Source organism: Burkholderia sp. MS455, from assembly GCF_016899445.1.
GTDB classification, from domain to species: Bacteria; Pseudomonadota; Gammaproteobacteria; order Burkholderiales; family Burkholderiaceae; genus Burkholderia; species Burkholderia pyrrocinia_C.
In genome coordinates this window covers 944,505-956,945 of sequence record NZ_CP041778.1, presented here as the reverse complement: position 1 = coordinate 956,945, position 12,441 = coordinate 944,505, and the positions used below count along the sequence as shown (strand labels likewise).

The 12,441-nt window shown below is 67.9% G+C and carries 11 protein-coding genes; all 11 read right to left on the bottom strand.

The genetic code is table 11. The annotated features are described in order from the left end of the window. Positions 1-18: 18 nt before the first annotated feature. Positions 19-1,551, bottom strand: a complete 1,533-nt coding sequence (gene purF, locus FPJ27_RS08930; RefSeq protein WP_072444097.1) for an amidophosphoribosyltransferase — start codon at positions 1,549-1,551, stop codon at positions 19-21. 51 nt (positions 1,552-1,602) lie between these two features. Beyond that, on the bottom strand, positions 1,603-2,097 hold the full coding sequence (locus FPJ27_RS08925) for a CvpA family protein (protein WP_006491262.1): 495 nt from the start codon (positions 2,095-2,097) through the stop codon (positions 1,603-1,605). A 6-nt stretch (positions 2,098-2,103) separates the two neighbouring features. After that, a complete protein-coding gene (locus tag FPJ27_RS08920; RefSeq protein WP_204422628.1) occupies positions 2,104-2,928 on the bottom strand; it encodes an SPOR domain-containing protein in 825 nt (274 codons plus the stop codon). A gap of 29 nt (positions 2,929-2,957) precedes the next feature. Beyond that, on the bottom strand, positions 2,958-4,268 hold the full coding sequence (folC, locus tag FPJ27_RS08915; protein WP_204422627.1) for a bifunctional tetrahydrofolate synthase/dihydrofolate synthase: 1,311 nt from the start codon (positions 4,266-4,268) through the stop codon (positions 2,958-2,960). Positions 4,269-4,368: 100 nt separating this feature from the next. Then, the gene (accD, locus tag FPJ27_RS08910) at positions 4,369-5,241 is read right to left on the bottom strand and encodes an acetyl-CoA carboxylase, carboxyltransferase subunit beta (RefSeq protein ID WP_009691548.1); all 873 of its coding nucleotides are present in this window, start codon (positions 5,239-5,241) and stop codon (positions 4,369-4,371) included. Between the two features lie 62 nt (positions 5,242-5,303). Then, positions 5,304-6,119, bottom strand: a complete 816-nt coding sequence (trpA, locus tag FPJ27_RS08905) for a tryptophan synthase subunit alpha (RefSeq protein WP_204422626.1) — start codon at positions 6,117-6,119, stop codon at positions 5,304-5,306. A 42-nt stretch (positions 6,120-6,161) separates the two neighbouring features. After that, positions 6,162-7,013, bottom strand: a complete 852-nt coding sequence (locus FPJ27_RS08900) for a site-specific DNA-methyltransferase (RefSeq protein ID WP_204422625.1) — start codon at positions 7,011-7,013, stop codon at positions 6,162-6,164. Between the two features lie 9 nt (positions 7,014-7,022). After that, positions 7,023-8,216, bottom strand: a complete 1,194-nt coding sequence (gene trpB / locus FPJ27_RS08895) for a tryptophan synthase subunit beta (RefSeq protein WP_034179990.1) — start codon at positions 8,214-8,216, stop codon at positions 7,023-7,025. Between the two features lie 54 nt (positions 8,217-8,270). Continuing rightward, positions 8,271-8,972: a phosphoribosylanthranilate isomerase gene (locus FPJ27_RS08890; protein ID WP_204422624.1), complete on the bottom strand. Its 702-nt coding sequence runs from the start codon at positions 8,970-8,972 to the stop codon at positions 8,271-8,273. Continuing rightward, positions 8,969-9,781 (bottom strand): tRNA pseudouridine(38-40) synthase TruA, encoded by an 813-nt coding sequence (truA, locus tag FPJ27_RS08885; RefSeq protein ID WP_204422623.1) that lies wholly within the window; start codon positions 9,779-9,781, stop codon positions 8,969-8,971. Before truA ends, FPJ27_RS08890 begins: the two co-directional genes overlap by 4 nt. Then, entirely contained in the window at positions 9,781-11,862 is a 2,082-nt protein-coding gene (locus tag FPJ27_RS08880; protein ID WP_204422622.1) for a FimV/HubP family polar landmark protein, read from the bottom strand. The genes truA and FPJ27_RS08880 overlap by 1 nt, the downstream gene beginning before the upstream one ends. Positions 11,863-12,441 lie beyond the last annotated feature (579 nt).

The window sequence follows — 12,441 nt, the reverse complement described above, 5'->3', positions numbered from 1 at the left end:
CAAAAGCGTACGCCGGTGTCACTCGACCGACAGCTGCAGGTTCATCTGCGAGCGCCCGGTGTCGCCGGCCGTGTCGCGATCGGCCTGCGACGCCGGCGTGAGGCGCGCGCGCTCGATCGCGTCGAGATACTCGGGCGTCACGTCGCCGGTGATGTAGTTGCCGTCGAAGCACGACGCCTCGAAGCCTTCTAGCTTCGGGTTGATGTCGCGCACCGCGCGGCGCAGGTCGTCGACGTCCTGGTAGATCAGGTGGTCGGCGCCGATGATCTTCGCGACTTCGTCGTCGGTACGGCCGTGCGCGACGAGCTCGCCGCGCGTCGGCATGTCGATGCCGTACACGTTCGGGAACTTCACGGGCGGCGCCGCTGACGCGAAGATCACCGACTTCGCGCCCGCATCGCGCGCCATCTGCACGATCTCATGCGAGGTCGTGCCGCGCACGATCGAATCGTCGACGATCAGCACGTGCTTGTCCTTGAACTCGATGCTCATCGCGTTGAGCTTCTGGCGCACCGACTTCTTGCGCACGGCCTGCCCCGGCATGATGAACGTACGGCCGACGTAGCGGTTCTTGAAAAAGCCTTCACGATATTCGACGCCAAGCTTCGCGGCGACCTGCATCGCGGCCGGGCGCGACGAATCGGGAATCGGCATCACGACGTCGATCGGCACGTTCGGCAGCTCGCGCTTGATCTTCTCCGCGAGATAGTCGCCCATGCGCAGGCGCACGTTGTAGACGGGCACACCGTCGAGGCACGAATCCGGACGCGCGAGGTACACGTATTCGAACATGCACGGATTCAGCGTCGGCTGCTCCGCGCATTGCTGGCTGTGGAAGTTGCCGGCCGGGTCGATGAAGATCGCCTCGCCCGGCTGCACGTCGCGCACGAATTCGAAACCGATGCCTTCGACCGCGACCGACTCCGACGCGACCATCCACTCGGTGCCGTGCTCGGTTTCGAGCTTGCCGATGCAGAGCGGGCGGATGCCGAACGGATCGCGGAACGCGAGCAGGCCGTAGCCGGCGATCAGCGACACGATCGCATACGAGCCCTGCAGGCGGCGATGGACGCCCGAGACCGCCTTGAACACCGAGGCCGGATCGAGCTCGAGGCCCGTGGTCGACAGTTGCAGTTCGTGCGCGAACACGTTGAGCAGCACTTCGCTGTCGGAATTGGTGTTGATGTGCCGGCGGTCGATCCGGAACATCTCGTCCTTCAGTTGCTGCCAGTTCGTCAGGTTGCCGTTGTGCGCGAGGATGATCCCGAACGGCGCGTTCACGTAGAACGGCTGCGCCTCGGCCTCGCTCGACGCCGAACCGGCCGTCGGGTAGCGCACCTGGCCGATGCCGTAGGTGCCGGGCAGGCTGCGCATGTTGCGCGTGCGGAACACGTCGCGCACCATGCCGTTCGCCTTGTACATGTGGAAATTGCTGCCGTCCGCCGTCGCGATGCCCGCTGCGTCCTGACCGCGATGCTGCAGCAGCAGCAAGCTGTCATAGATCAGCTGGTTGACCGGAGATTGGGAGATAACGCCTACGATGCCGCACATGGCATGTCCTTCAGAATGACAAAATCGGTTACGTCCTGCCCGGCCGCGTCGTCACACGCGTACGTACTGGGCCATGCCGTCGGGCAGGAGCTGCTTCAGCTCGTGCACGCCCTGTTCGGCGAAAGGACGCAATAGCGCATTGCGCCAGAAATCCTGTTTGGGCAGTTCGGTCAGCCCGGCCGCCGCGACCAGCAGCACCACCAGCACACAGCCGCGGACGAGCCCGAACATCATGCCCAGCGAGCGGTCGACGCCGCCCAGGCCGCTCGCCTGCGCGATCCGCGACAGCAGCGCGTTCGCGACGCCGGCGACCAGTACCACGCCGATCACGACCAACGCGAAGGCGATCACCCACTGCGTCAGCGCGCCGCCCGGCCAGTTCGCCGGAATGTACGGCACGACCAGCCCCACGTAGCGACCGGCGATCACGATCGCCGCGATCCAGCCGATCAGCCCGAAAATCTCCGACACGAAGCCGCGCCACGCACCGCGCAGCGCCGACAACACGATCACCGCCAATACAGCGTAGTCGAAAGCGGTCAGCATCGTGCGTTACTGCGTCAGGCCAGCTTCGCGCACCTTCGCGATCGCGGCGGACGCCGCCGCTCGATCCGCGAACGGGCCGGCACGCAACAGTGTAGCCGTGCCACCGTCTGCCTGCTTGCGATGCTCGACATATGCGGGCACACCCGCAGATTTCAACTTGGTGGCCCACGAACGGGCCGTCGCGTCATCCTTGAACGAACCGAGCTGCACCGCAAAGCGCGCACCGGCCGGCGATGACGGCGACGACGCATCGCCGCTGTCCGGGCTCGCGGTGTCGGCATTCGCGACGGTCGCCGGAGGCGGCTTCGGCGCCGCCGGTTTCGCCGCGGGGGCGGCCGGCTTCGGCGCGGGCTTCGGCGGCGTCACGCTCGCCGTGGTCGTCGTATCGGGCTTCGCGGCCGGCTTGGCGGGCGCTGCCGCGACGGCCGTGTCGGAGGCATCGGATGCCGGCGGCTCGTCGTGCGCGACGCCTGCCTGCACGTCGGACGCGTCGTCGTCACGCGGCGCGACCGCCTGGTGCGCGGGCCGGTTCGGGATGTCGATCGCGATGTCGTCCGTCACCGGCTTCGGGTGCGAATCGAGCACCATCGGCAGCACGATCACGGCGGCCACGACGAGCGCGATCGCGCCGACGAGGCGACGGCGCGCGCGTTGCTTTTCTGGAAGGGTCGGATCGAGGAGCAGCGCGTCCGACTCCGGACGCTCGGTGCGGCGCGGGCGCCGCTCGACGCGTTCAGTGCGCTCCGTGCGCACGTTCCGGGAGGTCCCGGTGCGACCGCCGCGCCGCGTGGGCGCGTCGTCGTCTTTTTTGCCGAACGAGAAAATTCCCATGAATGGCTGAGTCCGAAACTGCCCGTCAGTCAGTGTTGCTGCGATTTACGGTAGGCCAGCACGCCGGCAACCGTATGGAAACTGCCGAAAACCACGATTCTATCATTCTCGGATGCTCTTTTTAGCGCATCGCGAAACGCTTCGGCGGGCGACGCGTAACGCGTCACGCTCGAATCGGGCCCCTCCTCCACGCCAGCCTTGCGCAGCGCGGCTTCGAGCTGCTCCGAGGAGGCCGCGCGCGGCAGCGGCAGGTCGGTCACGCACCAGTGGTCGATCTCGCCTTTCAGGTGCTTCAGCACGCCGTCGATGTCCTTGTCGTGCATCGCGCCGAACACCGCGTACGTGTACGGGAAAAAGCCCATGTTGCCGAGATTCTGCTCGAGCACAGCCGCCGCGTGCGGGTTGTGCGCGACGTCGAGCACGATCGCCGGCTTGCCGGGCAGCACCTGGAAGCGCCCCGGCAGCTCGACGTTCGCGAGCCCGAGCCGGATGTCCTGCGCGGATACCGGCAGCACCGGGCGCAGCGCCTCGAGCGCGGCGAGCGCGGCCGATGCATTGATCAGTTGATTCGCGCCGCGCAGCGCCGGATACGCGAGCGCCGGATAGCGCTTCTCGCGGCCGAGGTAGCTCCACTGCTGGCGCTCCGCGCCCGCCTGCGCCTCGTAGCGGAAATCGCGGCCGACGAGCCACAGGTCGGCGCCGATCGCTTCGGCGTGGTCGACAAGCGTCTGCGGCGCGGCCGGATCGCCGCAGATCGCCGGCTTGCCCGCGCGGAAGATCCCGGCCTTCTCGAACGCGATCTTCTCGCGCGTGTCGCCGAGGTATTCGGTGTGGTCGATGTCGATGCTCGTGACGATCGCGCAATCGGCATCGATGATGTTGACCGCATCGAGCCGGCCGCCGAGGCCGACTTCGAGGATTACCGCGTCGAGCCCACGCGATGCGAACAGATGCAGGATCGCGAGCGTCGTGAATTCGAAGTACGTGAGCGACACCGGTTCCGGCAGCGACGTGCGTGCGGCTTCGACGGCCTCGAAGTGCGGCAGCAGTTCGTCGTCGGTGACGTTCTGCCCGTTCACGCGCGCGCGCTCGTTGAATTCGAGCAGGTGCGGCGACGTGTGGCAGCCGATCTTGTAGCCCGCGCGCAGCAGGATCGTCTCGAGGAACGCGCAGGTCGAGCCCTTGCCGTTCGTGCCGCCGACGGTGATGACGGGGCACGCGAATTCGAGCTGCAGCGCCGCCTTGACCTGCCCGATGCGGGTCAGGCCCATGTCGATGCCGACCGGGTGCGCGCGTTCGAGGTGCGAAAGCCACGCGTCGAGAGTGGGAAAAGTGCTCATCGGATCAAATCTGGATCGGTATCGCCACTACGCAAAAAAACGAAGCGCGCCGCCTGACGCTGAAGCCAGGCGACGCGCAGGGTTCACCACCTCGCGCCGGTCAGGCCAGCGCGTCGGCCGGCTGTCGCTGCAGCAGCGCGAGCAGCTGCGCGATCTCGTCGCGCATCTTGCGGCGGTCGACGATCATGTCGATCGCGCCCGTCTTCAGCAGGAATTCGGCGCGCTGGAAGCCTTCCGGCAGCTTCTCGCGGACCGTCTGCTCGATCACGCGCGGGCCGGCAAAGCCGATCAGCGCCTTCGGCTCGGCAATCACGACGTCGCCGAGGAACGCGAAGCTCGCCGACACGCCGCCCATCGTCGGATCGGTCAGCACCGAGATGAACGGCAGCTTCGCTTCGGCCAGCTTGGTCAGCATCGCGGTGGTTTTCGCCATCTGCATCAGCGACAGCAGGCTTTCCTGCATCCGTGCGCCACCCGACGCCGTGAAGCAGATGAACGGCACGTGCTGTTCCAGCGCGTTCTGCGCGCCGCGCGCGAAGCGCTCGCCGACGACCGAGCCCATCGAGCCGCCCATGAACGAGAACTCGAAGCAGGCCGCAACGACGGGCAGCGTGTGGATCGCACCGCCCATCACGACCATTGCGTCGGTCTCGCCCGTCTCGTCCATCGCTTCCTTCAGACGATCGGGGTACTTGCGGCTGTCCTTGAACTTCAGCGAGTCGACCGGCACGATTTCCTGGCCGATCTCGTAGCGGCCTTCCGGATCGAGCAGCCCGTCGAGGCGCTCGCGCGCACCGATGCGCATGTGGTGATCGCACTTCGGGCACACGTGCAGGTTCGCGTCCACGTCGTTGCGGTACAGCACGGCCTCGCAGGACGGGCACTTGACCCACAGGCCTTCCGGAATGCCCTTGCGGCTTTTCGGGTCGGTCTGCTTGATCTTCGGCGGCAACAGTTTGTCGAGCCAGCTCATCGTATGGTTTCCTGTTCCGTGGCAGGCCGGGCCGCATGGCCCGCCCGCTCCCTGTGTTGTGTTTATCGCGCCGCCTTGCCCGCGCCGTCCAGCGCGGCACGCAGCTCGGCGATGAACACCTTCAGCGCGGCGGCGGCGCCTTCCGGCGCAGCGCTTTCGAGCAGCTGCACGAGGCGGCTGCCGATCACGACGGCGTCCGACACCTCGGCCACCGCGCGCGCCGTTTCGGCGTCGCGGATGCCGAAGCCGACGCCCACCGGAACCGGCACGCGCGACTTGATGGCCGGGATTTTACCCGCAATGCTCGAAACATCCAGATTTCCCGCGCCGGTCACGCCCTTGAGCGACACGTAATACACGTAGCCGCTCGCGATCTTGCCGACGTCGGCGATGCGTTCGTCGGTCGACGTAGGCGCGAGCAGGAAGATCGGATCGATCTGCGCGGCGCGCATCTTTTCGGCGAATACGCCCGCCTCTTCCGGCGGATAGTCGACGACGAGCACGCCGTCGACGCCGGCCGCCTGCGCTTCGGCCGCGAACGCGTCGACGCCCATCCGCTCGATCGGGTTCGCATAGCCCATCAGCACGACGGGGGTTTTCGCATCGGTTTCGCGGAAGCGCTTCACGTCGGCGAGCACGCTCTTCAGCGTGACGCCGCGCGCGAGCGCGCGTTCCGACGAGCGCTGGATCACGGGGCCGTCGGCCATCGGGTCCGAGAACGGCACGCCGAGTTCGATCACGTCCGCGCCGCCTTCGGCGAGCGCGTGCATGAATTCGACGGTCTTCGCGGGATCTGGGTCGCCGGCCGTGATGAACGGGATCAGGCCCTTTCGGCCTTGTTCGGCGAGCGCGGCAAAGGTCTGCTGAATACGGGACATGGCAATTTTCCTAGGATTCGTTCGGCGATGCGGCGGCGCGATTCACGCGCATGCCGGTGCGGCGAGCGCGCTCACGCGCTCGTGCGCGATCGCACAATAACTTTCGTTGATCTCGTAGCCGACGAAGTCGCGCCCCTGCCGTGCGCAGGCCACCGCGGTCGTGCCGCTGCCCATGAACGGATCGAGCACGCGGCCGCCCGGCGGGCAGCTCGCGAGCACCATCCGCTCGACGATTTCCAGCGGCTTCTGGGTCGGATGATCGACGCGCTCCGCGTGCTGCCGGTGCAGGCGCGAAACCGACCAGACGTCCTTCGGGTTGTAGCCCACCTCCAGCCACTTGCTGCCTTCGAACAGCTTGCGCGAGCGGGCCTTCTTCGTGTCGGCGTCGTACGGGATGCGGACCGGATCGAGATCGAAGTAATACGCCTTGGAAACCGCGAAAAAGCCGATATTGTCGTGCACCGACGTGAAACGGCGCGTCGTGCCGCCCATGCTCGGCACGCGCCGGTCCCAGATGATCTCGTTGACCATCGTGAGCTTCGTCTTCAGGAAACTGAAGATTTCCGGCGCGTACTGCCATGTGCAGAAGATGTACATCGACCCGCTCGGTTTGAGCTTCGGAATCGCGAGCTCGAGCCACTCGCGCGTCCACGCGAGAAACACGTCGCCCGAACGCTTGTCCGAGTCGTTGCCGTAGTCCTTGCCGAGCCCGTACGGCGGATCGGCGACGATCAGGTCGATCGACGCATCCGGCAGGTTCGCGGCATCGGTCAGGAAATCGCGGTTATGCAGTTCGATACCGGACGGCAGCGCGCGCGGCACGACGACGGCAGGCTGAACCGCCTCCGCCTCGCTCGCGGCACCGCCGCCCGGCTCTTCGATCAGGTCACGCATCGGTCGGGGTCAGAGCTCGATGCCCGATCGCTCGGCGACCGTGTGCATGTCCTTGTCGCCGCGGCCCGACAGGTTGACGAGCAGGATCTTGTCCTTCGGCAACGTCGGCGCGAGCTTCACGCCATACGCGATCGCGTGGCTCGACTCGAGCGCGGGAATGATCCCCTCGATCCGGCAGCAGTCGTGGAACGCCTTCAGCGCTTCCTCGTCGGTGATCCCGACGTACTGCGCGCGGCCGCTGTCCTTCAACCATGCGTGCTCGGGGCCGACACCCGGATAATCGAGGCCCGCCGACACCGAGTGCGTCTCGATGATCTGGCCGTTGTCGTCCTGCAGCAGGTACGTGCGGTTGCCGTGCAGCACGCCCGGGCTGCCGGCGATCAGCGATGCCGCGTGATGGCCGGTGTCGAGCCCGTCGCCGGCCGCTTCGACGCCGATCAGCTGCACCGACGCATCGTCGATATACGGATAGAAGATGCCCATCGCGTTCGAGCCGCCGCCGACGCAGGCGATCACCGCGTCCGGCTGCCGACCCGCGAGCTCGGGCATCTGCACCTTGCACTCGTCGCCGATCACGCGCTGGAAGTCGCGCACCATCATCGGGTACGGGTGCGGGCCCGCGACCGTGCCGATGATGTAGAACGTGCTCTCGATGTTCGTGACCCAGTCGCGCATCGCTTCGTTCAGCGCGTCCTTCAGCGTGCGCGAACCCGACTCGACCGGCACGACCGTCGCACCGAGCAGCTTCATCCGGTAGACGTTGGCGGCCTGCCGGCGCACGTCCTCGGAACCCATGTAGACGACGCACTCCATCCCGAAGCGCGCGCAGATCGTCGCAGTCGCGACGCCGTGCTGGCCGGCGCCCGTCTCGGCGATCACGCGCTTCTTGCCCATGCGCTTCGCGAGCAGCGCCTGGCCGATCACGTTGTTGATCTTGTGCGCGCCCGTATGGTTCAGGTCCTCGCGCTTCAGGTAGATCTGCGCGCCGCCGAGCGTCTCGCTCCAGCGCTGCGCGTGGTAGATCGGCGACGGACGGCCGACGAAATGCTTCAGCTCGCGCTCGAATTCGGCGACGAAGTCGGGATCGTGCTGGAATTTTTCATACGCCGCGCGCAGTTCGTCCAGCGCGTGAATCAGCGTCTCGGCGACGAACGTGCCGCCATACGGGCCGAAGTGGCCGCGAGCATCAGGAAGGTTGTACATGGTGTCTCTCTCGATCGGTCGATGCGCCCGCTTTCGGGGCCGCACCGGCTTGCATCACCCGGCGTCCGCTGCGCGCACCGCGCGTACGAACGCCGCCATCCGGGCGTGATCCTTCACGCCCTTCGCGCCCTCCACTTCGATGCCACTCGAGACATCGACAGCAAACGGGCGCAACTGGCGGATCGCATCACCGACGTTTTGCGCGCTCAAGCCACCACTCAAAACGGCCCGATGCGCGAGCTCTGCGGGAATAAGAGACCAATCGAAGACCTTGCCGCTACCGCCGTAGTCCGGCACCAGGGTGTCGAACAGGAGGCCGCGCGCTTTCGAATAATGAAGAGCCGATTCTACCAAATCGGACGGCTGCGTCGAGGGGCCGACGCGCACCGCGCGCAACCACGGCAGGTGTGCCGCGCGGCCGAGCGCGTCGCATTGCTCCGGCGTCTCGTCGCCATGGAACTGCAGCAGCGTGAGCGGCACGTCGCGCACGACGGCTTCGATCTCGGCTGCGGTCGCATTCACGAACAGCCCGACCACCGACACGAACGGCGGCGCGAGGCGCGCGAGCTCGGCCGCCTGCGCGATCGTCACCGCGCGCGGGCTCTTCGGGTAGAACACGAGGCCGATCGCATCGGCGCCGAGCGCCGCCGCGTGCAGCACGTCCTCGGGACGCGACAGCCCGCACAGCTTGATGCGCGTGCGCGGCGGCAGGCCGGCCGCGGAGGAAGTCGAGGGAGACACGGCGTGATCCGTCATGATTGCGGGTCCAGATCGGCCCAGACGCTGCTCCACGGCACGCTGCCGAGCTGCGCGGGCGGGACGGCGAATTCCGCCGGGTAGCCGACGTGGGCGAGATACAGCCCGTCGGCCATGAACGTGGGCGCCGCGAGGTTGCGGTCGCGCCCTGCCAGCACGTCGGCGACCCAGTCGGCCGGATAGCGGCCGCGGCCGACCGCGACGAGGCAGCCCATCAGGTTGCGCACCATGTGGTGCAGGAACGCGTTGGCGCGGAAGCGGAAATGGATGAAATGGCCCGCGCGCCGCACGTCGATCCGGTACAGGTGTTTGACCGGCGTCTTCGACTGGCATTCCGACGACCGGAACGACGAGAAATCGTGCTCGCCGATCAGGTGCGCGGCGGCGGCGCGCATCGCGTCGTCGTCGAGCGGCGTATGGATCCAGCCCGCGCGCCCGGCCAGCATCGGCGAGCGCACGGGGTGCACGTACAGCACGTAGTAATAGGTGCGCTCGAACGCCGAGAATCGCGCGTGGAACGTCTCCGGCATCGGCTTCGCCCATTGCACCGATACGGTCGACGGCAGGAACGCGTTGGTGCCGCGCACCCACGAGAATGCCTCGCGGTCGAGATCCGTGTCGAAGTGCACGACCTGCCCGAGCCCGTGCACGCCGGTGTCGGTCCGCCCGGCCACCGTCGTATGCAGCGGCACCCGCGCGAACTCGGCCAGCGCATGCTCGAGTGCGTTCTGCACGGTCTTGCCGTGCGGCTGCGCCTGCCAGCCGCAGAATGCCGCGCCGTCGTACTGAATGCCCAGCGCGATCCGCATCACGCCTCGTCCGCGAGTTTCACGAGCAGCGCGCGCGCATCGTCGCGCGTCGCCGCGTCGTTCGCGTCGACCACTTCCTGCAGCAGCGTCCGCGCGCCGGTCAGGTCGCCCAGTTCGACGTACTCGGCCGCCAGGTCGAGTTTGTTGCGCGCGATACGCGCGAGTTCGTCCGGCGTGAGCGCGGGCAGCGCGGCGCCCGGCGCGGACGGCAGGTCGAGGTCGAAATCGAGCTTCAGCGCGCCGAACTGCGCGCCGCCGAGCGGTGGCAGCAACGACGTAGAGGACGGGCTGCCCACGTGGGCAGCCGGTGTCGTCGCGTCCGGATCCCATTCGAACTCGTCGTCCTGGTCGGCCGGATGTTCCGGGGCCGGATCGTTCGAGCCAATTGGCGGGCGCGACGCGGATTGACCGTTAGTTGCGATTTTGTCGGCGTCGGACTGCCCTGCCCGTGCAGCCGGCTCGCCCGCCGCCAGCGACGGATCGTCCTGCGTGCGCGGCGGCAGCGGCATGTCGAGGCTGCCGAGCGCACTGATCGCGTTCTGCATCAGCGCCGCGTGCTGCGTTTCGGTCGCCGAAAGCTCGGCGGGTGTTTCGGCGGGCGTTTCGGCGGGCTTGTCGGCGGCCGCCTGTTCTACCGGTTCTGCATCGTGCGGGGCCGTGGCCGGAGCCGAAGCCACGTCGTTCTCCGGCGGTACTGCGGCGTGGGCAGGCGCAGGCGGCAATTCAGGCTGGTCGTCATGCGGCTTCGTTACTTCGAGCGTCGGCGATGCATCCGCCTCAGGCGGCTCGACCGTCTCCGCCGCTGCGGCAGTCGCCGCGGCGAGGTTCATGTCGGCGGCCGCGTCGCGGGCGACCGGCATCTCTGGCCGGATCGGCAGTTCGCGTTCAATGGACGGCGCTGCTTCTGCTTCGGCAGCAGCTGCAGCCGTCGTGCCCACATCGTCCGTGTGCCGGCCCTTCCGGCGCTTGCGCCACGCGAACCCCGCCGCGAGGACGATCACGGCCGCGCCGGCCGCTGCGACCGGACGCCAGTCGATCTGATCCGCAGCGCGCGCAGGCGCCGTCACGGGTGCGACCGGCTGCGCGGGCGCCGATGCCGGCTGCGCAGCGCTGCCGGCCACGCCGGACGCCGCTTCGGCTGCCGGCGATGCGGCAGACGGTGCGCCCGCATCGTTCGCGGCCGGACGCGGTGCGGCAGGTGCCGGCGCGACGTTGTTCGTCGCGGCCGGCTTGCCGATGCCGTGCTTCTGCAACTCCATCAGCACGCGATTCTTCAATGCCAGCAGTTGCTGCAGGCTCGACGGCCGCGGCTGCGATGCACCCGTGGCGGGTGCCGCACCGGCCGGTTCGTTCGCGCCCGAAACCTGGCTGCCCGGCGCAGGCTGGGCAGCGGGCTCGCTCGCGGACGACGGCGCCGACTGGATCGCGCCGCTCCACACATGCGGGCCGCTGGCGCCGGCAGCAGGCGCCGCCGGCTGCGTGTTTTCGACAGCCGACGCGCCGTGTGCAGCCGAAGCGCCTGCCGAAGCAGACGCCCCCGCTGCCGTCGCGACGCTAGCACCGCTCACCGGTGCCGCATGCACGGCCGGCGCCACCGGCGCGGATTGCACGGCCGACCCCGGATGCGGCGCGGACGCACCGGGCTGCGCGAGCGCCGCACCGCCCGACGCAGCGACGGGCGCGGAGGCAGCCGCCGCACCGGATGCGCCAAGCGCACTGGCTGGCGCAAGCGCCGCGCCCGTTGCGTCGAGCGCGGGCACGGTCAGCGTCGCGCCGACTTTCAGGCGGCTCGCGTCGCGCTTCATGAACGCCTGCGGATTGGCGTCGAACAGCGCGCGGCCGGCGCGCGCGAGCACGCCCGGATCATGCGATTGCGTCGCCGCTTTCGCGATGTCGTTCAACGACTGGCCCGGCTGGACCGTCACGGTAAGCGGCGCGGCGGCGCCGGCAGCAGACGCCGGCAGTTCGCCTGTGCTGGTCGCCCAGGCCGACGCGGCTGCGCCGAGCGCCAGAATCGCCAGCGCGCCACGCACGGCGCGCGACAGACGGGACTGACGCGGAAACAAGGAAATTCGGGACATCGTAGGCTCTATCTCCGCGCGCGGGCGCGGCTCGGATTCGCGGTTGGAAGCGTCAATAAAGTTGCCGCAGAAATGCAAAAGCGTCGCGCGGAACGCGACGCTTTCGGCTGGTCTGTGCGTCGTAACCGCGTAGTTTACTTCACGTGCTCGCGTTCGGGCCGAATTCATCGGCTGCGGGTGCAACCGGCCGCGCTCGCACGTCGCGGCGCACGCAGCGATCGCGTCGGGCTGCCGCACGGGTCGCGCACTGCAGCCGGCGCGCCGGATCGACCGAAAGGATAGGCATCAATGGATCAAAATCCTTGCGGCAACATCTCGTCCGGAACGAATGGCAAGGCTTTACGCCGCGCCGCCGCGCTTCCTCGCGCCAAACGATGCGATGCAGGAACGGCCGCGCAAGCGGTTCGGCGCTTCCACGTTTCCGCCGGCCGGTTCCGGCGCCGAACCACGGCCGGGGTAATCGAGCGCATTCGCTCAACAATTCGCGTCACCTGCCGTTAATTGATTAACAGCCGCCATTTTCAAATACTCCCGCCGCCCCGCCGACCTCATTCAAATCAATTTCAATTGAACGATAAG

Excerpts from the sequence above, each read along its gene's own strand:
- trpB (WP_034179990.1), bottom strand. The coding sequence starts at position 8,216 with ATGTACAACCTTCCTGATGCTCGCGGCCACTTCGGCCCGTATGGCGGC.
- accD (WP_009691548.1), bottom strand. The coding sequence starts at position 5,241 with ATGAGCTGGCTCGACAAACTGTTGCCGCCGAAGATCAAGCAGACCGAC.
- FPJ27_RS08920 (WP_204422628.1), bottom strand. The coding sequence starts at position 2,928 with ATGGGAATTTTCTCGTTCGGCAAAAAAGACGACGACGCGCCCACGCGG.
- FPJ27_RS08890 (WP_204422624.1), bottom strand. The coding sequence starts at position 8,972 with ATGACGGATCACGCCGTGTCTCCCTCGACTTCCTCCGCGGCCGGCCTG.
- truA (WP_204422623.1), bottom strand. The coding sequence starts at position 9,781 with ATGCGGATCGCGCTGGGCATTCAGTACGACGGCGCGGCATTCTGCGGC.
- FPJ27_RS08925 (WP_006491262.1), bottom strand. The coding sequence starts at position 2,097 with ATGCTGACCGCTTTCGACTACGCTGTATTGGCGGTGATCGTGTTGTCG.
- purF (WP_072444097.1), bottom strand. The coding sequence starts at position 1,551 with ATGTGCGGCATCGTAGGCGTTATCTCCCAATCTCCGGTCAACCAGCTG.
- FPJ27_RS08900 (WP_204422625.1), bottom strand. The coding sequence starts at position 7,013 with ATGCGTGACCTGATCGAAGAGCCGGGCGGCGGTGCCGCGAGCGAGGCG.
- FPJ27_RS08880 (WP_204422622.1), bottom strand. The coding sequence starts at position 11,862 with ATGTCCCGAATTTCCTTGTTTCCGCGTCAGTCCCGTCTGTCGCGCGCC.
- trpA (WP_204422626.1), bottom strand. The coding sequence starts at position 6,119 with ATGTCCCGTATTCAGCAGACCTTTGCCGCGCTCGCCGAACAAGGCCGA.
- folC (WP_204422627.1), bottom strand. The coding sequence starts at position 4,268 with ATGAGCACTTTTCCCACTCTCGACGCGTGGCTTTCGCACCTCGAACGC.